The organism is Kordiimonas sp. SCSIO 12603 (genome assembly GCF_024398035.1).
Lineage (GTDB): Bacteria > Pseudomonadota > Alphaproteobacteria > Sphingomonadales > Kordiimonadaceae > Kordiimonas.
The window spans coordinates 1465992-1488374 of the sequence record NZ_CP073748.1 but is presented as its reverse complement, the minus strand read 5'-3'; the positions used below and the strand labels follow the sequence as shown (position 1 = coordinate 1488374).

At 47.6% G+C, this 22383-nt stretch carries 21 protein-coding genes; 5 read left to right on the top strand and 16 right to left on the bottom strand.

Annotated features, from left to right (window positions below; all coding sequences use genetic code 11):
* Window positions 1-1074: a hypothetical protein gene (locus KFE96_RS06790; protein WP_255835228.1), complete on the top strand. Its 1074-nt coding sequence runs from the start codon at window positions 1-3 to the stop codon at window positions 1072-1074.
* 3 nt (window positions 1075-1077) lie between these two features.
* On the opposite strand, the gene KFE96_RS06785 is transcribed toward KFE96_RS06790, so the two are convergent.
* The 6 genes from KFE96_RS06785 to KFE96_RS06760 form a co-directional block, all read right to left on the bottom strand.
* A complete protein-coding gene (locus KFE96_RS06785; protein ID WP_255835227.1) occupies window positions 1078-3141 on the bottom strand; it encodes a capsular polysaccharide biosynthesis protein in 2064 nt (687 codons plus the stop codon).
* The gene (gene kdsB / locus KFE96_RS06780; protein ID WP_255835226.1) at window positions 3141-3890 is read right to left on the bottom strand and encodes a 3-deoxy-manno-octulosonate cytidylyltransferase; all 750 of its coding nucleotides are present in this window, start codon (window positions 3888-3890) and stop codon (window positions 3141-3143) included. The genes KFE96_RS06785 and kdsB overlap by 1 nt, the downstream gene beginning before the upstream one ends.
* Complete coding sequence (locus KFE96_RS06775) at window positions 3887-4396, bottom strand: HAD family hydrolase (RefSeq protein ID WP_255835225.1); 510 nt, start codon at window positions 4394-4396, stop codon at window positions 3887-3889. Before KFE96_RS06775 ends, kdsB begins: the two co-directional genes overlap by 4 nt.
* Window positions 4397-4405: 9 nt before the next feature.
* Window positions 4406-5248, bottom strand: a complete 843-nt coding sequence (gene kdsA / locus KFE96_RS06770) for a 3-deoxy-8-phosphooctulonate synthase (protein WP_255835224.1) — start codon at window positions 5246-5248, stop codon at window positions 4406-4408.
* A gap of 146 nt (window positions 5249-5394) precedes the next feature.
* Window positions 5395-7179 carry a CIA30 family protein gene (locus KFE96_RS06765; protein WP_255835223.1) on the bottom strand — a complete coding sequence of 595 codons (1785 nt, stop codon included), beginning with the start codon at window positions 7177-7179 and terminating at the stop codon, window positions 5395-5397.
* Window positions 7180-7283: 104 nt separating this feature from the next.
* Window positions 7284-8111: a flagellin gene (locus tag KFE96_RS06760; protein WP_247015029.1), complete on the bottom strand. Its 828-nt coding sequence runs from the start codon at window positions 8109-8111 to the stop codon at window positions 7284-7286.
* A gap of 154 nt (window positions 8112-8265) precedes the next feature.
* Here KFE96_RS06760 and KFE96_RS06755 point away from each other — a divergent pair, with 154 nt between their 5' ends.
* Window positions 8266-8913 carry a suppressor of fused domain protein gene (locus KFE96_RS06755; RefSeq protein WP_255835222.1) on the top strand — a complete coding sequence of 216 codons (648 nt, stop codon included), beginning with the start codon at window positions 8266-8268 and terminating at the stop codon, window positions 8911-8913.
* A gap of 101 nt (window positions 8914-9014) precedes the next feature.
* The gene (locus KFE96_RS06750) at window positions 9015-10760 is read left to right on the top strand and encodes a pentapeptide repeat-containing protein (protein WP_255835221.1); all 1746 of its coding nucleotides are present in this window, start codon (window positions 9015-9017) and stop codon (window positions 10758-10760) included.
* A 30-nt stretch (window positions 10761-10790) separates the two neighbouring features.
* Here the strand turns inward: KFE96_RS06750 and KFE96_RS06745 are convergent, their stop codons facing one another.
* Window positions 10791-11543 carry a 4'-phosphopantetheinyl transferase superfamily protein gene (locus tag KFE96_RS06745; RefSeq protein ID WP_255835220.1) on the bottom strand — a complete coding sequence of 251 codons (753 nt, stop codon included), beginning with the start codon at window positions 11541-11543 and terminating at the stop codon, window positions 10791-10793.
* Between the two features lie 273 nt (window positions 11544-11816).
* Complete coding sequence (locus KFE96_RS06740; protein ID WP_255835219.1) at window positions 11817-12917, bottom strand: calcium-binding protein; 1101 nt, start codon at window positions 12915-12917, stop codon at window positions 11817-11819.
* 150 nt (window positions 12918-13067) lie between these two features.
* On the opposite strand from KFE96_RS06740, the gene KFE96_RS06735 reads away from it, so the two are divergent.
* Both KFE96_RS06735 and KFE96_RS06730 read left to right on the top strand, forming a co-directional pair.
* Window positions 13068-13775 carry a hypothetical protein gene (locus KFE96_RS06735; protein ID WP_255835218.1) on the top strand — a complete coding sequence of 236 codons (708 nt, stop codon included), beginning with the start codon at window positions 13068-13070 and terminating at the stop codon, window positions 13773-13775.
* Window positions 13776-13967: 192 nt separating this feature from the next.
* Window positions 13968-14795, top strand: coding sequence for a response regulator (locus KFE96_RS06730; protein WP_255835217.1), 828 nt, complete (start codon window positions 13968-13970; stop codon window positions 14793-14795).
* Window positions 14796-14972: 177 nt separating this feature from the next.
* On the opposite strand, the gene KFE96_RS06725 is transcribed toward KFE96_RS06730, so the two are convergent.
* From KFE96_RS06725 to KFE96_RS06690, 8 genes are read right to left on the bottom strand one after another with little or no spacing between them, the layout of a single operon-like run.
* Complete coding sequence (locus KFE96_RS06725) at window positions 14973-16541, bottom strand: hypothetical protein (protein WP_255835216.1); 1569 nt, start codon at window positions 16539-16541, stop codon at window positions 14973-14975.
* A gap of 51 nt (window positions 16542-16592) precedes the next feature.
* The gene (locus tag KFE96_RS06720) at window positions 16593-16997 is read right to left on the bottom strand and encodes a 3TM-type holin (RefSeq protein WP_255835215.1); all 405 of its coding nucleotides are present in this window, start codon (window positions 16995-16997) and stop codon (window positions 16593-16595) included.
* A gap of 13 nt (window positions 16998-17010) precedes the next feature.
* Complete coding sequence (locus KFE96_RS06715; protein WP_255835214.1) at window positions 17011-17538, bottom strand: D-Ala-D-Ala carboxypeptidase family metallohydrolase; 528 nt, start codon at window positions 17536-17538, stop codon at window positions 17011-17013.
* Entirely contained in the window at window positions 17535-17792 is a 258-nt protein-coding gene (locus KFE96_RS06710; protein WP_255835213.1) for a hypothetical protein, read from the bottom strand. Before KFE96_RS06710 ends, KFE96_RS06715 begins: the two co-directional genes overlap by 4 nt.
* Window positions 17792-17974 (bottom strand): hypothetical protein, encoded by a 183-nt coding sequence (locus KFE96_RS06705; protein ID WP_255835211.1) that lies wholly within the window; start codon window positions 17972-17974, stop codon window positions 17792-17794. Before KFE96_RS06705 ends, KFE96_RS06710 begins: the two co-directional genes overlap by 1 nt.
* A 27-nt stretch (window positions 17975-18001) precedes the next feature.
* The gene (locus tag KFE96_RS06700; protein ID WP_255835209.1) at window positions 18002-18598 is read right to left on the bottom strand and encodes a hypothetical protein; all 597 of its coding nucleotides are present in this window, start codon (window positions 18596-18598) and stop codon (window positions 18002-18004) included.
* Window positions 18580-21792, bottom strand: coding sequence for a phage tail protein (locus KFE96_RS06695; RefSeq protein ID WP_255835208.1), 3213 nt, complete (start codon window positions 21790-21792; stop codon window positions 18580-18582). Before KFE96_RS06695 ends, KFE96_RS06700 begins: the two co-directional genes overlap by 19 nt.
* Window positions 21792-22382: a hypothetical protein gene (locus tag KFE96_RS06690; RefSeq protein WP_255835207.1), complete on the bottom strand. Its 591-nt coding sequence runs from the start codon at window positions 22380-22382 to the stop codon at window positions 21792-21794. Before KFE96_RS06690 ends, KFE96_RS06695 begins: the two co-directional genes overlap by 1 nt.
* Window position 22383 lies beyond the last annotated feature (1 nt).

The following is a 22383-nucleotide window of genomic DNA, read 5'->3' as shown; positions in this document are numbered from 1 at the left end:
TTGAATGCGCCTTCCGCAGATGAGCTAATATTGCACTTTCGTTATTTCTCATGGTTGTATCTTTTTTACAGCTATGACGAGACGCACCTTTTAATTGCTGATCCCTTTTTCATTAGAAAAGTGATGTCTGCCCAAAATCGGCAAATGCGCTATAATCTGGCAACTCCAGAAACATATGAACAGCACGTTACTGAAGATATTAAAAAGATATTGGTCTTCTGTTCCAAGGATGAATTGCCGCTCATAAAAAAACTACAAACTCAATACCCAGACAAAATAATTACATCAGGAACATATTCTTATTCCTGCACAGGTCCGCAAAGAAATTCCACATTCAGGCCCTATCAACCCGCGTCCCCAAGTAAGAAAGCAAGGCCAGTATTCTTCATATCCACCCCCTATGCTGATGCGGAATTCATCAGCCATGCTATGAAAGAAAATAACCTGCCAATGCCCTATGAGTATTTAGGCAGAGCAACAGCAACCTGGCTAAAATTCCATAAGAACTTTCAGGTAAGCCGTTTCTATAATGAAGTTGAACGAATATTTTCTCAGGACGACAACTTATATGCTTTACTGCAGACCGATGTGTTAAGTAGTTTGTTTAACAACACAAATTTCTCTATAAAACGCTTCATAAAATTCCTGCTTAAGAATGAAGCCAAGGTAGTTTTGGTAAACCGAAAAGATCATTTTGCTCAAGCAGTAATGGCAAGCGTTTTACACAACACGCCTGAACGGTCTGTATGGACAAAAAAGAACAAGGCAAAAATAAACGCCACTATTGATTCAGGTACTGTTGCGCGCACATTATCTCATAAACAGAACTTAGCAGAAGATGAGAGCCTACTGGATGAAATCGCAAACTCCGGTATTGAACATATCCGCATTCAGATGGAAGATTTCATAGATAACCAAGCTAAATACATTTCTGAGATAGCTAATTTAATTGAGAAAAACACTCTTTCTTCAATAACGCCTCAAGATTATGAAGCTGGTCTCCAAGAAATTCATGGTTTATCAAAAGATGGTAATATTGTCCGAAGGTACATGATAGACAGCTTAGGCCTCTAACTTTTAGCGTTTTAGAGCATCATAGAAATATTTGGCTTTCCGGCCGAACCGCTTCACACCAGCAAAGGCCCCCGGTGTGATTTTCCCGCCTGTTGAAGCTTTAGCGATATCCTTCACCAGCGCCTCTGGGCCGTAGCTTAAGCCGCTCGGCCAGTCACAGTAGCGCGCGTAAACACAGAGAAGCGCATAAACAAGCACATCAAGGGAAAGCTCCCGGCCCCGGCGCAACATCTCACACTTATCATGTGTCAGCCCCCACCCAGCATAAAACGGCATTCCGTAACAGGTAACATCTTTGCCGCGCATCAGGGCCTCAAAGCCTGTCAGGCTGGTCATGGTATGGACACTATCCACCGCCACCAGCACATCAATGATATCAGCGTCTGTAATCACTTTATCAGCGCACGCTTTCAGCACGTCATCAGGCACTGAGCCTTCTCGGTTGCCTGAAGCAACATCAGGATGCGGCTTAAAAATGATATAAGCATCAGGCTTATCAGTCTTCACTGCCTCAAGCAGTGCACCATTTGATTTCAAATGCGGAGAGCCAAACTGAATGCTGGCATCTGCTTCCACCTGCCCAGGCACAAGGATAATTTCCTTGCCTGCAGCCTCAGTGCGGAAATCAAGACCACCTTTTTCACCAACATTATATTTGCTGACTTTGGATGCAAGGATTTGCTCCCGGAGCGCTTTACCACGCTTCGCGTCATGCTCATCAAAATCATGGGTCACCAGGAACTTCTCAAGATCAGACGGACGCTGACCATCATAGTAAATACCAACCCTGTCCATCACCAGCGAGGACGGCCGGCGTAGATCAGACCCAAGCCCCACAGAACGCAGAAAACCATCTTCCATACGCCAAACGGGGATATGCTCGGGCACATGCTGGGCAGATAAACCATCATGCTTACGCCCCCACAGCACCACACAGTCACCGTCCTGGAACTTGAAGCCTTCAAGCTGGTTTGGCTTGATAAACTTAGTGTTCTCAACCCCTGCACCAAAGAACTCAGGAATAAAGCCGCGCTTCCAAACGCTAAAACCAACGGCCACCGCCCGCTTCGCTTCTGGCCGAGTAATTTTGCGTTCGGCTACCAGAATATCCAGCACATGCTCAATCTCACAGCGTTCACCATTATATGGGTCGATATATCGTGTGTAGAGAATAAAAGCGCCTGCAAACAGCTCTGGTAGAGTGCGGTTCGCAATCCGCGCTTCGCAGAGTTGCTTATCATGGGTCAGGCCCCAGCCCGCGTAAAACGGCAAGCCGTAACAGCTCACCTTTTTACCAGCGATCAGCCCTTCAAGGCCCATCTGGCTGGTGACCACATAAACCTGGTCAACTCGCTCCATCAGCGCTTGCGGGGCTACGTCTTCTGCCACAAACATCACACGGTCTATCTTACGTTCAACATCAAAATGCCCACGCTTGGTACCCAACAGCACATCCGGGTGCACTTTGGCCAAGATCAGCGCTGTTGGGTTTTCCTCAAGCGCATCTTCAAGCATCTGCATGAACATCTTGTCATCAGCCATGCCTTGCACGATGGATTTATCACCGTAAGTTTGGTCCACCACCAGCACTTTTGGGCCTTTATAGGCCTTCAGTTTCTCATCAAGCTCATCTGAGATTTCAAAGGGTGCCTGATTATATTTGGAAAGCCGCCACTTGCGGATACGAGCCATCGCGCTTTCCGCACGCTCTAGAAGTTCATCGGTGATCCAGTCATCCCGGTTCAGTAGTTTCTCGAGATCGCTTGGCATATGAGCATCATAATAAATGCCGGATTTATCAACAATCAGCGAAAGCCTGCGTTTATCAAGCGCTGGGTGGGTCATATAACCAAGAAAACCATCCTCAAGCCGCCAGTATTCCAGCTCTTTCTTCTTGGCGTAGGCTTTGGCTTTCTCGGTGTTATCCTTTTCGCCCCAGCCGATAACAACATCGCCTTCATCGGCACTTAGCCCGTGCTTAATCGGCATACCGAGAAGCGCTTCCAGCCCAACACCAGAGGCAATACCGCGTGATGCGGTGATAGCTTTTGGAGAGTTTTCTGCCATCAGTTCTGCGCCTCAAAATGCTTACGCACAGCGTCTAAGTCAGCCTGTGTATCCACACCGTGGGGCGGTGCTTCTGCAATTTCTGCCACAGCGATTTTCATCCCGGCTTCCATAGCGCGGAGCTGTTCTAATTGCTCCAGCTTTTCCGTTCGCCCCTGCGGCATTGCTGTTAAGCCTTTCAACACTCCAACCCGGTAAGCATAAAGTCCGATATGACGCTGGTAGTTGAAAGCCTCCACATCAATATCACCATCCCGGTTATAAGGAATGGGTGAGCGGGAGAAGTACATGGCAATACCGTGGTTATCGGTTACTACTTTTACAATGTTTGGGTTCAGCACATCTTCAGCACGCTTGATAGCACAGCTGGCTGTAGCGATATCTGCATAGTCATCTGCGGCGAGAAGCTCACCTACTGTGCGTGCCAGTACTGGCGGTATCAAAGGTTCATCACCTTGCACATTCACTACGATCTCACCAACATCCCAGCCCATAATCTCAGCCACTTCTGCAATACGGTCAGTACCACTTTCGTGGGTATCTTTGGTTTTTACAGCTGTTGCTCCAAATGCCTTCGCAGCGTCAAGAATGCGTTCATCGTCTGCAGCGATTACAACCTCATCGCCCTCATGGGCAGCTTCCAGCGCACGCTCCCACACATGCTGAATCATTGGCTTGCCAGCAATATCCGCAAGCGGTTTACCGGGAAGACGGCTGCTGCCATATCGTGCGGGGATCACAATTTTCACTGCACAAGTACCTTTGTTGTGTTGCGGGCAACGGCTTCGAGATTATGGCCCATTCGGAAGGCCAGATGCTCACACGCTTCCCGTACCGCACCATGACCGCCTTCTTTCTTGGTTACAAAATCCGCGATAATGCGAACGCTTTCTACCGCATTGGCGGGAGCGACAGAATAACCACAGGCTTCCATTGCTTCGATATCAATCAGGTCATCGCCCATAAAACAGATATCTCTGAACTCAACCCCGAGATCGGCAGCCATACCCTTCAGCGCTTCAATCTTGTTCGCGCACTTAAGCACACGGCGTGTGATGCCCAGATCATCAAGGCGACGTTCGAGTGGTGCACTGGTACGGCCTGAAATAACCGCCACTTCCACCCCCAATTTCTGCAAGAGCTTCATGCCAAGCCCATCCTGTGCGTGGAAGGCTTTCAAATCTTCACCATTCGCAGTGTAGAAAATTGTGCCGTCTGTCAGCACCCCATCAACATCAAGCACGAGTAGCCGCATATATCCTGCCTATTCTGTTACCAGTGGATCGAAAGATTTCACCATATCATCAACAGCTTTCATCTGTGTAAGATACCCTTCAAGGGCATGCAGTGGCAGCGCACACGGGCCGTCACACAAAGCTTCCTCTGGGTTTGGGTGGCTTTCGATGAAGAGCCCAGCAATACCAAGCGCCATTCCTGAGCGCGCGAGAGCTGCAGCCTGCGCACGCCTGCCGCCTGCGCTATCACTACGACCACCGGGGCGCTGAAGTGCGTGCGTTGCATCAAAAATCACAGGTGCTTGGGCACGCATTACGTCCATGCCCAGCATATCAACAATCAGGTTATTATAGCCGTAGCAACTGCCGCGCTCACACAGCATCACCTGTTCATTGCCGGATTCAGCAAATTTCTTGATGATGTGTTTCATTTCTTCAGGCGCAAGGAATTGCGGTTTTTTCACATTCACTGGGGCACCTGTTTCCGCCATCGCAGTTACCAGATCTGTCTGGCGCGCAAGGAATGCAGGAAGCTGGATAATATCAACAACTTCTGCGGCTGGTGCTGCCTGATGTGGTTCGTGCACATCTGTGATAATCGGGAAACCATATTCTTTCTTAAGGTCGGCGAAAATCTCCATACCTTTTTCAAGGCCCGGCCCACGGAAAGAATGCACGCTTGATCTGTTCGCTTTATCAAAACTGGCTTTAAATACGAAGGGGATGCCAAGCTTTGATGTTACTTCCACAAAATGGCCGGCCACATCAAAAGCAAGGTCGCGGCTTTCCAGCACGTTGAGCCCCCCAAAAAGCACAAACGGCAGATCATTCGCCACAGTAATATTGTCTGTAATCTGAACAGATTGGATCATAGTTCCCTCAAGCAGAAATTGGTAGTTAGCTATGGCTACCAATCACAGCTAAAAATCGCAAGAAAACTGTTCAATGATCGTTCAAAAAAGGCACTGTACGAACACGATCACACAGTACCTTTTCATTATTTCAGAAGTGTACTCACTTAGTTGATCTGCATATCTTTCACTTCAATCCAGAAGCTACCTTCCTTGCCAGCCACAATGGAAAGTCCCGCGATTTTAGAGAGATTGATATCGCGGAAAGCTTTAATATCCAGTTCAACCGTTTGCCATTCACCTGTCACTTTAAATGCCTGCATAGGCGGGATACCAGCGCCAGCCGGGCGGAATAACATTGTGCGGTATGTGCCCTCAGTACCTCTGATCTGGAAACTGATCTTAGCTTTAGAGGTAAAATCATAAGGCTGATTAAAAGCTTCTGAAAAGCTCAGCATCGCGCCTGACCAGGGATAAGTGAACCCGAGATTAATACTGCCATCAACGCGAATACCTTCCCCTTCACGTTTGATAGCAGCTTCTGATTTGCCGCCAATCATACTGTCGTCAGTTGCCACCCATTTGAAACCAGCCTTCAGAACTAGTCCCTCAGAGAAATCCATCAAGTTTGATGGCAGATCGGTTTTCGTCTCAAGACCTGATTTCTTCGGTGTACGGCTGATTACAAACCCATTTTTATAAACAAGTGCGATATCTTTGGTAGATGCAATATTTTCAAACGGGTTTCCGTTTACCAGCAGCATGTCAGCCGTTGCGCCTTCCTTCAGCACACCTCGGCCTTCCAATCTGAAATGCTTCGCCACAGAAGATGTTGTAGCTTTCAGTGCTTCAATCGGTGTCATCCCCGCATCAACAAGAAAGCCAAGTTCCTGATGCAGACTGGCACCGTGGGTCGTGCCCATATTGGGCGCATCTGTACCCGCGAGAATAACCACACCTGCTTCATGAAGCCTGCGAACATTCTCAATGGCATACTCTATGTTAAAACCGGGAATTTCCTGCCCGAAACTGCCATTCAGGTTAATTTTCTGCTCTTCAGTAAGGAACGGTTCAATAGCCTTGTCTTTCACAAGGATTTTACCTGTGCCTTCCGCACCAATCGCCCCAATCACGGTGGTAGTAGGAATAACAAACATGCCCGCATCTGCCGCACGCTTTGCAAACTCAGGCGTTACAACTTTATCCGCAAATACATGCACAAGGCCATCAGTACCCGCTTCAAGCATATCTTCAGCACCCTTCATGCTGAACACATGAGTTACAGCCAAAAGCCCACGCTTGTGGGCGGCTTCAATGAGGGCAGCTGCCGTTGCTTTATCAAGGCTGGGGAATACAGGCTGATAGGGCATATAAACCAGTTTGATATAATCTGAGCCTTCTGCAACCCGACGTTCAACCCAGCCATCTGCTTCTTCAGGCGCGGAAAGCGTTTCCACCTTCACTGGATATTCCGTGCCGTGACCGCCCTCAATAGTCGCCAGCATACCAGCAGAGAACATATCTGCTTTATTGGTAAATTTGCGGTTCTCACGCTGTGGTTTTTCTTCGCGGAACAAGGATGGGTCAGTGAACATATCCAAGTTGGTTGTTACCCCAAACCTCAGGCTATCAACAAGTGCGTCTCCATAGGTATGGGTATGGGCATCAATCAACCCCGGCAGAAGGGTCTGACCTGTTCCATCTACTTTAGTTAGGCCTTCTGATGCTTCAAGTTGCCTGCCAATAGCTGTAATCTTACCACCGCGCACAACCACCGTTGCTTTTTCAATCACTCTTTCACCATCAAATGCGCGAACATCTGTGATAGCGAAACTGTTCCGGCCTTCTGCTTTCGCTGATGATGCAGTTTCCTCGGTTTTTTCCTTCATCCCAAAGGTTGCCATCAAGGCAATGGCAGCCACCGCACCAACGGCAATAAATTTCTGTTTCATAAGAACCCCTCTTTCTGTCGCTTCCTAAAATATGGAAGCGGAAGGGTTCACCAGCAAGTTAGAGGTGTCATAGGAAGGCCATGACAAATGTCATGGTATGGGATTTATCTGAACAGCTGCAGGATTGAGGATGGTGCACTATTGGCAATGCTAAGCGCCTGAATAGCCAGCTGTTGCCGTACCTGCAGTGCTTGCAGGTTCGCAGCTTCTGCCGCCAAATCAGCGTCCACTAAATTACCAATACCCACTTCAATGGTATCAGAAAGTTTCTGGGTAAAGTTGGTTTGCAGCTCGATGCGCCTCGCGCCAGAACCAATAGAAGAAAGCGCACTATTTACATTGGCAATTGATTGCTCAATAGCATCCACCGCAGCAGAAGCAGCAGCCGCTGTTGCAATGCCCTGTGTTGCGGTAATAAGCACATTACCGCCGCCTAGCGTGAGGTTTTGTTCCGCAATCTGAACGGTGTTATCCCCAACGCTGTCCGTAATGGCTGAAATAATATCCCCAGCACCAGAAAGGATATTTGTACCGTTGAATTCAGCATTTTCCACAATCGAAGTGATCTGATCACGGAGTTGCTCAAAATCATCATTGAGTGATTGCCGGCTCGCGGTATCAAGGCCACTGTCCTTCGCGGCCACCGCTTTTTCTTTAAGTTCGATCAGGAGATCAGAAACCGCCTCACCTGCTGCAAGCGCAACATCAGCCGATGAGGACGCCCGCGAGAGAGAGGCCTGCACTGCATCAAGCCCTGCGATATCACTGCGCAAGTTTTGCGCAATAGCGAAGGTTGCTGCATCATCCTTGGCGCTGCTTACACGCAAGCCAGTTGCTATTCTTTGTTGGGTGTTCGCCAGATCAGTGTTCACTGAGCGCAGGTTTTGGAGGGCCGCAAAAGCACCAGCATTTGTTAAAACTGAAAAAGCCATTTTAGCTTCCCCTCTTCTTGGGCTTCAGATGCTTCTTTCAAACATCTTTCACATACCGTTCTGGCATGCTATTTCTAACCACTCGAACTAGCTTCAGTATATATAATTTTCGGCTGTTTTTCAAGATAAGCCGCCATTTCTACGGAACCTGATCATGTCTCTCCTTTCCTTTTTCACTGATAAACTTTCAGCACGTGCCGAAAAACGCGTTCAGGAACAGGCAGACATGTTGGAAAAATGTTGGAAACAAAGGGATGAAGAACTGTATGTTGAGCTTTTCGGCAAGGCTGAGACCGAGCAATTAGCCCTAACAGAAGAGCTGTTCAAAGAAGAATTTGGCCGCCAAAACATTCACCCCTTCTGGCTGCATCACAGCGTTTTGACCTTCTCACCAACAGAAGATCGGGCCACATGGATATATGCAACAAGCGGCATGTCTAACGCATGGGATGGTCTGACAGACGAATATTCAGGGCTGGGGATTGAATTCATTATGGAATATGATGCGCCGAACCCCAGCGCCAAGGAATTCATAGCCAAATTGATGGCCTATAACCTATTACTCGCTATGGGACATTATAAGGATAAAGCATCCCTTGCGCTGTGGGATATCCTCCCTCTTGAAGAACAGGCAGACTTACTCCGTGCTAGCCACATCATGCTTGCACCACCAAAGAACTTCCCTGCCGAGATTAATTTGATAACAGGTAGAAGTGAGCTTTTGCAGATTTACGCACTCAGTGAAGAAGAAGCCAAGAATGCTGAAGCGATGGGCACGGAAGCATACTGGAAAGCACTATAGCCGCTCGCGGTTAGTCTAGCAAAACATACTCTATTTTTCAGGTTGTATAATACCCGCCATTTTCCCATACTGCCCACCACACTACCGAAGGGGGATACGCGGTGCCGAAAGACCAGCCAGAAAATGGTGAAAAAGAAAAATATTACACGCCAGATGGCACAGAAATCCGTTTCGAAGACCGTGTACCAGATCTGCTCAGGGATATATTCACTGGCGAAACCGTTTTAACGATCACTGAACGTATCCGCGCTAAAGCGGCTGATAATCTCACACCTGTTGAGCGCGCAAAATGCGGCGCAGCGGCATGGAACATGTGGGTGCAAGTCTATGCAGACCGTTGGTGCGTGCGGGAAGAAAAAGGCACCCATGCATATGTGCGCCTGAAAAGCGTTAATGACGAAGCATATGAAGAACACTTCATCGATTTTTCAGATGGCCAAGAAAAAGATGAAAATGGTAAATATAAAATAACCTTTATTGATTTCACACACTTCCATTTCCCCACACAAGCCACATTCGCGGGAGCGACATTCTCTGGCGGGGTAACCTTCGAATGGGCGACATTCTCCGACAGGGCAGACTTCGAATGGACGACATTCTCTGGCGGAGCAGACTTCAGGGGGACGACATTCTCCGACAGAGCAGACTTCGAGAGGGCAACATTCTCTGTCGGGGCATACTTCATGAGAGCAACATTCTCCGACAATGCAGACTTTACGGGGGCGACTTTCTCCAGCACAGTAGATTTCGAGAGTGCAACTTTCTCCAGCACAGTAGATTTCGAGAGTGCAACTTTCTCCGGCGAGGTAGACTTCATAAAGGCGACATTCACCGGCGACGTATATTTCGAGAGAGCGACATTCTCCGGCGAGGCTTACCTCGAAAGGGCGATATTCTCCTGCGGGGCAGACTTCGAAAGGGCGGAGTTTTATGACAAATTATCATCCCAAGGGGTGATATTTTTGGCTAAAACCCGTTGGAATAATACAGTGTTTTACACATCAGTTAATTTTTCTGAAAGCCAGTTTCTGGCAGGCTGTGATTTTGAAAATGCCAAGTTCAAAGCTTTTGCCAATTTTGATTATGTTTGCTTTGGCAAACCAAAAACCGCTAAACCGCCTGAGCGGTATGAAAAATGGGATAAAACCCTGCAAGATAAATATGATAAACTGCATGTTACCAGTAAAAGCGAAACTGTGCCTAATTTTCGCGGGGCAGTGTTTGAACAGGCCCCCAACCTTGGTTATACAGAAATTGCCGATATACCCATTTATAAAAACAAAGAAGAAAACCAGCTCAACCTCTGGCAGCGCCTGCGCACAAAAGGTGAATATCTACTAACCAGCAGAACCTATGATAGCCAAGCAGCGGCAAAATTACGGCGCATTCAGGAACTGGCCAACCAAGGGCACCACCACTTGGCAGAGAAAAAGTTTTTCAGGGTGGAACTGCTGGCACGGCGAGGGAATGAGGCCAAAGGCTTTTGGGAACGGGCCATGATCCGTTCGTTTGATATTATCAGCAAATGCGGACTTAGTTTCGCACGGCCATTGATGTGGTTGTTTTTCTTCTGGCTACCGGCCTTTATGTTTATCTATGCGAACGCCGCGGATATCAGCATTTTGGACCTGAACGAGGAAGAAATATGGAATGTGGCGCAATATAGCTTTGCCAATTCGCTTTCTTTCCTTGGCGGGCTTTTGAGCGAACAAGCAAGCATGGTGCAATATTTGTTCCCCATAAAGGCAAACATTCCCCACTGGTGGAAACTGCTGCATAACAGCATTGCCACCTTGCATATATTCTTCGCGTTTCTTGCGGTACGGAATTATTTCAAGCTGGGGTAATGGAAATTCCAGAGAATACGGAAAACCACGCTATACTTCACCACGGTTATTAAGTGGGTCAGCGCGGCGGCTTGGTGGGCGGATATCACTGTCCAGCACCACCTTCACTGGTTTGGCCGCAACAAGTGACACAACAAGCTGGTGTTCCGGGATAAAGTGGAAATAGATAGTGGCATCTTTCGTGCCGCCCGGTGTTGGGGCTTTCAGCACTGGTTTTCCAGAGGAAAGATCAAGCTCCACGCCGCGCAAGTAAGGCATTAGCTTGCCGTCTTCCATCTTCACAAAACTTTCTTTGATAGCCCAAAGAGTGAAAAACAGCATACGAGCTTCAGCCTCAGGCATCGCAGCAAGAAGGAGCCATTCTTCTTCAGGAAAACGGCGCTCCGCAATGCGCATCCAGTCGGCTACCGGATCAAGTTGCTGGATATCAATGCCTATCGGGCTGGTTTCGGAAACTGCAACGGCTGCAATACCATCTTCCGCACCGCCTGTGTGTGAAACACTGTAAAAAGGCGGTTCATCATCAGCAAAGCCATCAAGGAAGATACGGCCAGTGCCTTCCTGGACAAGCGGCACAGAAGAAGCAAGTAGCCCCATATTGTCTCCGAGCGCCTGCCGGAGCATACCCCGGGCTGTTACAAACGCTGGTCTCGCACCTTCATGCATGCCTGCCAGGCGTTCATGTTCAGCTTTCGAAAGCATATTCTGCGCGCCAAGCGCTGCATCCGCTGCACGAATTTTCAGCGTTACCTTCTCGATTTCCAGCGCTTTATCAACCATCATACATCCAACTGCCAACAAAGTTTGGCTCGCCCCCACACAACAGGCTTATGGCATCACGAGAGAAGATGCAAACAGCTTTTATATAAAAAGAACGGGAGCGAAACGAAAACACTCAACGCTATAGATTCCGTAAGGTAAAAAAGAGAGGGCCCCTTGTGCAGGGGGCACAAGGGGCTATCCTTCACTTGATCGCATAATGTGAAGGAATGTGGCTGTACCTAAGAGCGAGGAACAGTACAACCACCAAAGGGTTCTTTATACGGGCCAAATCCTCTAGAAGATGAAATCATCTGCAATCAGATCCGATTTACTAATACCCACAAGGAAAACACTGTCTTCCGAGCTGGTTTCAATCAACACACCGGTTTGTCCGTTAAACTCAGTGTCTTCCGAATAGAAAAGCACATCATCGAAATCTTCGATCCGGGTTACATTGGTGAATACAAGCCTGTCTTCATCCAGTTCAAAATCTGATACATCATCATCCCCTGAACCGTCAGAGAAATAGAAATAATCTTCGCCCTCACCGCCTCGGAGAGTGTCATTTCCTAATCCTCCGAAGAGATCATCATCGCCGGCATCACCCCAGATAAGATCATCACCAGAGCCACCACCAATTTGATCGTCGCCAGTGCCGCCCTCCAGATCATCATCACCTGAACCGGCCCAAATCTCGTCATCGCCTGAACCGCCAACCAGCAGATCATCACCAGAGCCACCGAAAACCGTATCATCGCCAGCGTCACCAAAGACAGTGTCATCGCCGCTACTGGCACCAATTAAATCATCACCGGCGCCACCTTCAACCAAATCATCGCCCTGGCCTGCCCAGATATCATCCCAGCCGTTTTCGCCGAAAATGTTATCATCGCCTAAACCGCCATAGATCAAATCATCACCACCAAGACCGTAGATATCATCATCACCTGAACCACCGCCAATGATATCATTAGCGTTACCGCCAACAGCTAGATCATCACCTGTTCCAGCCCAGATAACATTTTCAGGGGCAAATCCTGCAAACACTTCACCAGATACTTCTTCGCCCACATCAAACAGACCATTATCTGCCACATCGCCATCCTGCCAACCAGCGCCAATGATCGTATCGTTACCTGAGCCGCCAATCAGCGTATCGGAACCATCCCAATCAGGACCATCTGTGCGAGGATCATCGAACCAGGGGTGATGTACAATATTACCGTCATCAAAGCCGCCTCCGACAATAATGTCATCACCCCCTCCGCCGTGGATATAATCGTTACCACTGCCACCAACGAGGATATCATCCCCACCTTCGCTGCGGAAAAAGCTGTTTTCGCCAGAACCATCAAAGAGTATCTCGCCGAAAATTGTTCTTACATACTCACCCATCGCGCTGTCTTTCTTTCATTATGTTTCTGTTCTTGAAGCCAAGTATGAGTAAGCGCGCTGAACGGAAAATGAACGGCTTTGTAAGATATGGAAATTCGGGATATTTATTCTTATATAGAAGGAAATAATAAAAAATCTTGCGAGGAAAAAATGATGTCACGGGCAGAAAAGCTGCGCAGACTGTTTATTGGCTTTTGTATTTTAGGTATTGGTATGGGGGCACTGTATTTATGGATAAGTACAGAGGCAGGTAAACCTTATCAAACCAAGGAAATAGGTGATATCCGGCTGAGTGTGCCCCGCATTTATTTACCTGACGGACAGCAAGACCTGAATGAAATGGTGAAAGAATACCTGGTTTCCACCGCCGGCCGCATTCAACTTTCCGGTTATGCCGATGAAATTCTGAGCGGCACTCCACTGGACAGAAAAAACAGCGCGTCAGAAATTATCTGGACTATTGAACCTGTTGGTGGCACCGCTCACACAGATAGTGTTTTAAACAGCGATATCATGCTTTTCACAGGTTCAGGCCAACACAAAGAGCGCTCCGCAAGTGCCGAACCTCAATCCGGCTTATTTATATATAACGCGAATGCAGATGATAAACGCAGCTACAGCACAAGCCGCCTTCGTCCTTCAACAACATTCTCTACAGACCCAGCATTCGCACACTGTATAGATTTTAGAACTGTGAGCCTTGATGGCCCTGCAGGGCGCTGCAGCACTCATTTTGTGATTGATGGTATGCTAATACGAGCACACTACAATAGAGAACTCGCATGGCACACACCTGCTATCCGGCAGAAATTATGGCAATTTGCAAAAGAATGGCAGCAAGCTGAGGCAACAAGCTAACAGACTGACCTTTTTATATTTTTTCTATACACAACATGTATGGCAGAAGAGAAAAGCTGCCTTTTTCAAGCTTTTCTCGCCCAAAGCGACCTATGCTTCACAAAAACATGAAAAAAGCTCACAAATACTTAACTCCTTGTTAATATGTTCACGGGATAAACAGGGAAAAATAAAAGCCTCAGGACAGATTACGTGACACACCATCCGGCAAACGCTCAAAAAGCCAAACAAAAGAAACAAGTGCTGATCGTAGACAGCAATCATGTGATGGGGCGTATTTTAGGGAAAATCATTGAGAAGGCGGGATTGGGTTACGCTGTCGCAGTAACCGGACCAGAAGGCGTAGAATTCTGTAAAACCAAACAGTATGATATGGCGCTGATTGAAGCAGGAATGGGCAAGGCGCAAGGTGTTGACGCGATTAAACATATTCGCGCTCTATCTGATCATTATAACCAGATTCCCATTATCGCGGTTTCTGCGAAACTCAGCAAAGAAGATATCAAACGGTATCTAGCGGCGGGAGCTAACGGCACATTAGCGAAACCTGTAAATGAACTGAATCTCTGGAAAGAACTTCACAAAAATCTTGGCGTTTGTCTTTCTGCAGCTACTCGCAAACCACAGGAAGATGATGAGATTTATGCCATCCTCGACCGTGATGAAATGGAGCTCCTGAACTGGGATACGCTTAAAGAATACAGCATTATGTTGAAAGGCGAATATAAGCGCCTGATGCATGATTATCTAACTGTATCACCGGATCATTTAGGGGAAATTGGGGAAGCAGTGATCGACGGCAACGCGGAAAAGGTGGAATATCTGGCCCACAAGTTGAAATCCACCAGTATTATTTTCGGCGCCGATGATGTTTCAAACTTAGCGGCGCAGCTGGAGATTCTAGGCAAAGAAAATGATCTCACTCACGCAGGGCAGTTTTTCAAAGAACTGCATATGTCTTTTGAGCGCGTGCAACCTGTTCTCAGGAAAAAACTAGCCATGATGAAAATGGCAATCTGATACAGCTAAATATGAATTTTACAGCTATATCCTGAAAATTGATTACCATTTGTTTATATTTTTCCGCTATAGTTGTTTTGCTGCAAAGCGTGCTCGATTGGTCGCGCTGGCGGGGTTTAACTTAAGCTGGGTGATTGGCGTCTCCGGCCCAAAGGCCACCCCCGCTGGGGCGATATATCATTCAAATGATTTTGAGGCGTTAACCCGCGTGAGCAATGCACGCATACCTGCGCTGTAATCTTCTTCGGGATTCAGATCAAAATCTGCAAGGGAAACCAAGCAGCTACCTGCTGCCATAGCATCAATCAAGACAGATATGGAATTGATGGTTTTCGGGATCTGCTGCTCAAGCTCATAAAGACGGAATTTAGCGTCCTGATAAACTCTATGTGCAATGTCTATTTCATCATCAATACCAGTCAGTGTTCTAACCAAACTTGCAATGGAAACTGCAACACCAACCAGAACCGCTAATATTAGTGCCGGGCCCGAAGCTATAGCGGCGGCAATCATAGCTGCGCCACCCAAAGCTGTTAGCAAAAGGTCCGTATCTTGAGGCTCAGCCAGACTGGCAGAATAGGTGGAACCTGCCGCAAAAGCTGCTACTTCAACATCTTCAGCCTTCCTGGCTAATCGCGAGGAGCCACGAACAGCAGCACCTAATCCGAAAATAGAAGCGCCAATTTCCACAAACGTCACTATCACAGCGATTAATTTCTTCTGAAATTCTTCATCCAGCAGGGTCACATAACGCTCTAAAGCATGTGTTATTTCCGTATGAGCCATCGCTGCCTGTTTAAGCAAGCTTGCTAGTTTCTCTACCTCTTTATCCAGTTTTTTCAGGAAAGCCTTGCATCTTAATTTTCGTGTAACTTGGGCGTCCAGAATTTGCTTTCTGGCAGAGCCAAAACATTCTTGAAACCGCACCGTCTCTCTGCCAGAAAGCTTCTTATGTCTGCGTTTATTTTCATAAGCCAGCAGGCACTTGGTTATTGATTTAAAGTGAAAAGCTGGCATACCGCCCAAAGCTTCAAGGATTTCATGCTGATCTGCGGTTGATAAAACCATTTCCGGGAAAACCCGAGACTGCAGAAACAAATTACTGCCATTACCTGACTGAATTTTCCATAAAACATGAGACCGGGCCAAAATGCGTTGCTGCAAAAACGCCCTCAGTTCCTGCTTGTTGGTAACCTTGCAAAACTCAGCCTTCTCAAGATCAAGGCACTCACCTTTCAAAACAGCTAATTCCGCCACAAAGCGACCGTCACTGGTAATATCGATATCAACAACTTCTACTGTCAGGTTATCAAAACGTACAGCGCTTTGAATGATGATTTCCAGCTGGTTTTCAAGCCGTTTTGGCAGAGGAAACTTATTGCGTGCCGCCTTAAAATTTCTGACATTGCGGGCATTTATTACCCATAGTTTTTTATTCCTTAGATGATCGGCATCAAACAAAAACTCAGTTTTCTGAAACTTTGCGGGCAGCTTCTTAACAAGTTGATTAATACTATGCGCTGTAACATACCCCGACTGCGCCAGTGACATGGATGAAATATTATTTTCGTCATAGTAAGCCTCAATAGCAAAGCTTAATTTCCGAGACATCCGCCCATTAATCGGACCTATGAAATATGGTCTGCCCCGTTTGTTTTTCATAACCTTCAATGCAAGCTGAAGTACAAAAATATCTCTAACTGCATTTTTGCCCTTCGGGCCAACAGACGCTATTGCCTGCAGCATATTTCTGCCCCTTCATTTCGATAAATTAGAAAATTGCAAACAGCGGCACGATCAACGCTCTCGGCTTACACCTTTGAGCTTCTCAACGGTCCGAAGCCCGCCCAGACCCAACATGGAAAGAAGCACGGTAACTAGTGTTTCACTGCCCCCCAGTGCAGGCGGCTCAGGTGCTTCGGGGAAAAAGGCGACACGAACCCAGTTTAGGATATCAAACCCCATAAAATGCCACATAAGGGCAAACCCACAGATCCAACCAATAAAAGGCCGCCAACCGGCAACAAATACTGAAGGATGTTTCGCTTCAGTCTTGTTGATTTCCATTTGAGCCAGCCCTGTGCGCAGGATCTCCATCTCCAGGGCATGCCTGAATTCAGCCTTTTTACCTTTATCTGGAATAAGCTTATCCAGTGGGCCTTTCACAACATCCAGAATGGTATCCAAAATAGGTATTCCCATAGCTATTCTCCGCCTATTCAGCTGGTTCGAAAATAAATTCAGGGGGCGCTTTTATGCCCTCTTTCACCATTCGCGTATTGCCGTCCAAGATGACAGACAGAACCTGTCTCCTGTTCAAGCCGACACGACAGTGGGAAATATGTATCCATTCCTGCCAACCACCTTTTGTTTTCCGCCGCTCGTAAATGAGCTGATCAAAAGGAAGGTGCTCTTGATGAGAAAGCGTGAAGGCTGCATCTTTCACCGGCAGTTTATAAGGACAGAAATCAGCAGCTTCCCCCAGCATATGCTGGCTGGATTTCGAGCCTCCCACCAGTCGGTTAAGGGTAGTGGAACGAAACCCAGACGTAATACGCAGCGGGCTTGAAAGAATTTGTCGAGCGGGCTCCAGCACGTTTCGGCAAAGCACCCGCAGGTTCGCCAGCTCGCATTCCTCTCGCGGCAGGTTCGGCAAACCATATTTTTTGGCTGTAGCACTGCGGCACATTTCATCAAGGGAGAAATGTTCTGTTAGCTGTTCTTTTGGATGAATGCGGATCATACGAACCATCCAAGTTTATCCGCCACCAGAAAACTAAGAAGCCCACCGAGCTTCGTGAGCACAAGGAACATCATCTTCATTACAATGCCCCATCGTCTGCCACATTCGGCTTCATGCCGTTCCATACGGTCCAAGGCCAATGTTGCGCGCATAAGAGCTGCATTGGCGGTTTCGCTGCCATCACCTGATGCTCTGGTATTACTGCCATTCAGCCAGTGATCTGCATATTCTTTCTTAAAAGGCGCTTCTGTCATCACAGGCACCACCATAAGGTCATCAAGGTGATCAGTGCTGCGCCAAGAATTAGCGCATTATGCCATTTTGGAAGCCCTTTAAAAGCTGTTTTCTGGACATAAAAAAAGCGACTAACTTTCGCTAGCCGCACACGGGTTTTGAACCGAATGGCATCACACCACCCGAGGATAAGTTTTTTCATTTTAATTTTCTTTCTGGTGGAGGAAGATTAGCTTGGGGAAGGCCACGAAATTGAATCCATAATATTCTCAATTTCATTGATAGAAGACGCGAGCTTAATTTGCTTTTTAGCCATCAAACGAGTTGCTTCAATATCCGTCACAAAAGACCGCCAAGCCTCGGCCATACCGCATATAACATTAGCTACCTCAGCTATGGTATCAGCTGTAATTCCCACCTCAGCCAGCAGCATTGGATACTCCACGTCGATGGGTGACATGGCGCTACAATAAGCTCTGGCTTGACTTTCTTTGACTAAATAAACACTCTCTTGCCCATATCCTGTGCTACCAAGTGCTGTACGTAGTTCACCAGCACGATTATCAACCGTTTGTAATGCTTCAGCTCGAGTAAAGTCCAACTCAGCAAAGTCATTAGGTAGTTCATCTAATTCAATAAGCTCGTGGGGATCCTGTGTAACATCAACCCGAAAACGCGTATGATCAAAACCATAAAACACTTCCATGATACCCAGTCCTTCATCTAACTGAGTTTCATCAAAACCTTCACCTAAGCTACATGTAATAGGACAAAGAATCCGACCAGTTGCCTTGGAATAGACAACACCTATTTTTTGGGTGTCCATGCGACCAAACTCCTATAGGAAATATACACACTCGCAGAGGTACCTGATCCCGCATTCAGTTGCAGAGAATATGATCGAGACTGTCCTGAAACATTACCAAAATCAAAAACGCTTATCTGATAAGACCGGGCGAATTTATCGACGAAAATCACTTTTTCATTAAGCGCCCCGCCAGGTGAATGACGCAACTGCAAGGTCAGGTTCACATTGTTTAATGGATCATTCGCAGCTAGCCGAATGAGAACGCGGCCAGTAATCTGCGTCCCTCTATAGGCTCCCACTACGTTATTCAAATATGTAATTGGATGATTATTCGACGTTGAAAGATTAAAAGTTTCATTCGTACTGTTTGGTGCTGGAACAATTTCACTAACAGCTCCATCACTGATATCTCCGGTATTCACCACATCAAGCGATGCAAGGGCACCTAAACTATCCGTCAGCGCAAAGTTTAACTGCCACCCCCCCGATGTCTTCTGGTAAACTTGGTTTGTATCTCGACGAAGATAAAAATCTCCAGTGGAGCCAAGGCCAGAGGAAGGCGCTCCGGAACCCGAATGCCACCTGTCTCCATCCCCTCCTTTCAGGTTTCCATCCAATCGCCAAAAAGTAGAACTGGTTTTAACAAAGATATCGCCGGTGGAGGTCCGAAGATAATAATCGCCAACACTCCCAAGGCTGCTACTTGGGTAGCCTGTACCACTATGCCAAACCGCACCTGCAGGTCCTTGCGGCCCCTGAGGGCCTTGAGAGCCTCGTGCACCGGCTTCGCCAACAATCCGGTATGGGGGCGACCAGCTACCGCCCGAAAGGCGTTGCTGCATAAACAAATCAACCCCGCTGATAAATGGTGGCTCATGCCAATTGGAGCCGTTCGATGAATATTGTACCTCGAGCCCAGAGCCGCCTACTTCCTGCGGCACAGTCCAATTTTTGACGATGCTGTTGTCAGCGCCTCTAAGAGACGTGGACATCCAAAGCGGTTGGCCGTTCGCAGCCGGAGGGCCATCGCTCCAGCCACTAGGATTCGTGCCCGAAGGGGTTGAAGGCCTGCTTGCCGCGCGCCGGAAAACCGTATCCCTGTATCCGCCAACACTTGCAAGAAGTGCCCAAATGGATGAAGGCGGTTGTCCGCCATTACCTGGCGACTGCCCGATATAGACATAGCTGCTGCCTTCAAAGGTAACCAGATTGCCAATCTGATAGGTCGCTGATGGGCTATACACCCCAACGTAAACTGGAATTTCATCAAGCCGGGTTTTCGCCGCCGATGTATCCACCTGCAAAAGAACAGCATCTGATGTTTGCCTGCGCTGAGTGCGGTATGTGATCGCTACATCATAAATCACATCCTCATTAAGCACATTTTCAATGCGCGCAGACACGGAATTTCCAAGCACCTGCATGTGATTGGGAAAATCTTCATATTCAACAAGACTGCCCTCATCATCATATTGCCCTGAAAGCACCACATCACCATCACTACTCACCTCAAGCGGCGTCGATGCTGGCGTACGTTTTCGCCATTCAATATCATAATGAGAAAGGCTGATAGCACCGTCTGGCTGATCCCATGTAAGCTCTATCGACCGCATGATAGAACCATCTGCATGCAGTTCATCAATCACAGTAGCCTGTGCATTTTCTACCGCTGGCGGACTATCCCAGCGTTCCGGGTTAAAAGGGCTATCTACTTCAGGTAAATCCTCAAGCGGTTCTTCGCCGTAGACCTCAGGTGCATACTCGAGAAGGTCAACTTTCACATCCAGTTTGGGCGAAACGGTTACACGCTCAACAATAAATTTATTGGCGCGGTCATCATCTGAGGGATCATTATCCGGCCCTAGATCTGGCTCTGAAATATTGCTGGTCGCTGCGGGGATTTTATCCGGGAAATCCAGCTCGATAACATCACCCGGTTCAAGCAGCATAGCTTTTGGCGCAAGCTCTAAGCCCGTAATGCGGGTACGCACTCGGCTTTTCAGCACTTTATATTTGGCCAGCTTAATAGCTGCATTTCTGTCTGTTATCGTATCGATACTGATGTTGGTATGAAGCTCACGGCCAAAATCTTCAGAAAGGAACTGGCCGTACTGGCTGCTTGGATCAATCACGCCACTTTCAGCACCACCCACATAAAGCTTCTTCGGCCAGCTTACTGTCAGCTTTTCATAATCCTTGGCGGCTTCTTTATATTCAATCGTGATGCGGTTGAGACGGTCAGCACGCATCCCGCGTTCAATATTCCAATTGCCGATAATGCTATCGGCATCAAACCGCATGGCGATTTCATCATTATCGATAGCGCGTTCAAGGATCAGCTTAAATTTACCGTTCGACCAGGGAAGTGACCAGCCGGTACCTTCCAGCAGTTTCTTGATGTTCTTGACGACCCCATCTTTCGGATCAAGCGCGATATTTACATGTAGTTTTACATTCGCAAGCGAAGCGCCAGCAGCACTGGGCCGCACATCTTTACCGTCACAGATATCGGCGGCAATTCTGAAACTATCAAAATCAATCTCGCTCGCATTTGCCCCGTATCCATAGTCAGCCATCAAATAATTCAACACAACAAGTGCCAGATTGTTGGAATATGCCCAACTATCAGAATTACTGGCAGATTGGCTGCTCTCACGCGGGTCATACACCCGAACGCCTTTGATAAGGGCAGTGAGTTCAGGTTCTGAATCAAACTGTGGGCGCTTCCAACTATGGTAAAAACGGCTGTAGGTATAAGCTACACCTTTACCAAGATAGTTAGAACGCCAGCGTGAATTAGCTGTCAGCCCACCTGCAGCTGTGCTGTTTTTGCTGCCACCATATTTGCTGGCACCCCGAAAATACATGCGTCTGCTGAAACGAGGTTCGGTGGATAGATATCCATCCACCCAAAACTTCTCAATACCTTCAATAGGCCCCAGGCACCATACATCCACCCGGTGCAGATAATCATGGTCCGCTTTATCTTTCCGGTGTTTTTCTGTTGAACCAAATGCCGCAACATGATCATAACCGCTGTTGTTGAAGTTATAGATTTTGCCGTTTACATCCTTGAAGATGGTAATCGCCTCAAGGCGTTTTTTTCCGTAAACAACAGGCAAACCTCGCGCGGCAGCAGCCTTGGAAATCTCAATGGTTTGCGTTGGCCCACCAAGCCCTAACAGACCACCAATAAAACTGAAGAACCCCATTAGCCGTCTGCTCCCCATCCCAAGCTTTTAATTTCTCTGTGAGCATGAGCAAAAAAGCCATCCCCCGGATAAAGCTGCTGTTGATTGTCGTCGCTGGTAAACCGCCCCTTGGTGAGGGTGGGCTTAGACCACGGGCTCGCAAGTGTAATACTGATGCGAACAGATGAACCGCTATCGCTTTCTTTCCAGCTTTGCAGCGTGCCCTGATACATTTTAATAGTTTGGGTGATATGCCTGCCGCCTTCATCAAGCAGCGCCAGCCAGACCTCACCATTCATACCCGCAACATTGCGGGCGCTAACTGGCTCACCTGTCTCATTTAGTAAGAACAATAATCGGCTGGCAGTTTCCTGATGAACACCAGACAGAGTAAAACTATAGCTTTGAAGCTTAATGCCTTTTTCCCGAGTGATAGAAGACAAGCCAAGCAGCTCACCTCCGCTCAGATACTCATTACCACTGAAGTTAAGATTGGTTTCATTATCTGTGAAAAGGAATTCGCTACCCAAATTCACCAGCCACGCGAAACGAAAACCATTCGCGCCAAGAGCATTCAGGGTGGGCTCTACAGTTGCTTTTGAAAAAATCATG

Bases quoted from the DNA above. Each gene is read 5' to 3' on its own strand.
- KFE96_RS06785 (WP_255835227.1), bottom strand. From the start codon at position 3,141: ATGGCAGAAAACTCTCCAAAAGCTATCACCGCATCACGCGGTATTGCC.
- KFE96_RS06775 (WP_255835225.1), bottom strand. From the start codon at position 4,396: ATGCGGCTACTCGTGCTTGATGTTGATGGGGTGCTGACAGACGGCACA.
- kdsA (WP_255835224.1), bottom strand. From the start codon at position 5,248: ATGATCCAATCTGTTCAGATTACAGACAATATTACTGTGGCGAATGAT.
- KFE96_RS06765 (WP_255835223.1), bottom strand. From the start codon at position 7,179: ATGAAACAGAAATTTATTGCCGTTGGTGCGGTGGCTGCCATTGCCTTG.
- KFE96_RS06760 (WP_247015029.1), bottom strand. From the start codon at position 8,111: ATGGCTTTTTCAGTTTTAACAAATGCTGGTGCTTTTGCGGCCCTCCAA.
- KFE96_RS06755 (WP_255835222.1), top strand. From the start codon at position 8,266: ATGTCTCTCCTTTCCTTTTTCACTGATAAACTTTCAGCACGTGCCGAA.
- KFE96_RS06745 (WP_255835220.1), bottom strand. From the start codon at position 11,543: ATGATGGTTGATAAAGCGCTGGAAATCGAGAAGGTAACGCTGAAAATT.
- KFE96_RS06740 (WP_255835219.1), bottom strand. From the start codon at position 12,917: ATGGGTGAGTATGTAAGAACAATTTTCGGCGAGATACTCTTTGATGGT.
- KFE96_RS06735 (WP_255835218.1), top strand. From the start codon at position 13,068: ATGATGTCACGGGCAGAAAAGCTGCGCAGACTGTTTATTGGCTTTTGT.
- KFE96_RS06725 (WP_255835216.1), bottom strand. From the start codon at position 16,541: ATGCTGCAGGCAATAGCGTCTGTTGGCCCGAAGGGCAAAAATGCAGTT.
- KFE96_RS06720 (WP_255835215.1), bottom strand. From the start codon at position 16,997: ATGGGAATACCTATTTTGGATACCATTCTGGATGTTGTGAAAGGCCCA.
- KFE96_RS06715 (WP_255835214.1), bottom strand. From the start codon at position 17,538: ATGATCCGCATTCATCCAAAAGAACAGCTAACAGAACATTTCTCCCTT.
- KFE96_RS06710 (WP_255835213.1), bottom strand. From the start codon at position 17,792: ATGACAGAAGCGCCTTTTAAGAAAGAATATGCAGATCACTGGCTGAAT.
- KFE96_RS06705 (WP_255835211.1), bottom strand. From the start codon at position 17,974: ATGAAAAAACTTATCCTCGGGTGGTGTGATGCCATTCGGTTCAAAACC.
- KFE96_RS06700 (WP_255835209.1), bottom strand. From the start codon at position 18,598: ATGGACACCCAAAAAATAGGTGTTGTCTATTCCAAGGCAACTGGTCGG.
- KFE96_RS06695 (WP_255835208.1), bottom strand. From the start codon at position 21,792: ATGGGGTTCTTCAGTTTTATTGGTGGTCTGTTAGGGCTTGGTGGGCCA.
- KFE96_RS06690 (WP_255835207.1), bottom strand. From the start codon at position 22,382: ATGATTTTTTCAAAAGCAACTGTAGAGCCCACCCTGAATGCTCTTGGC.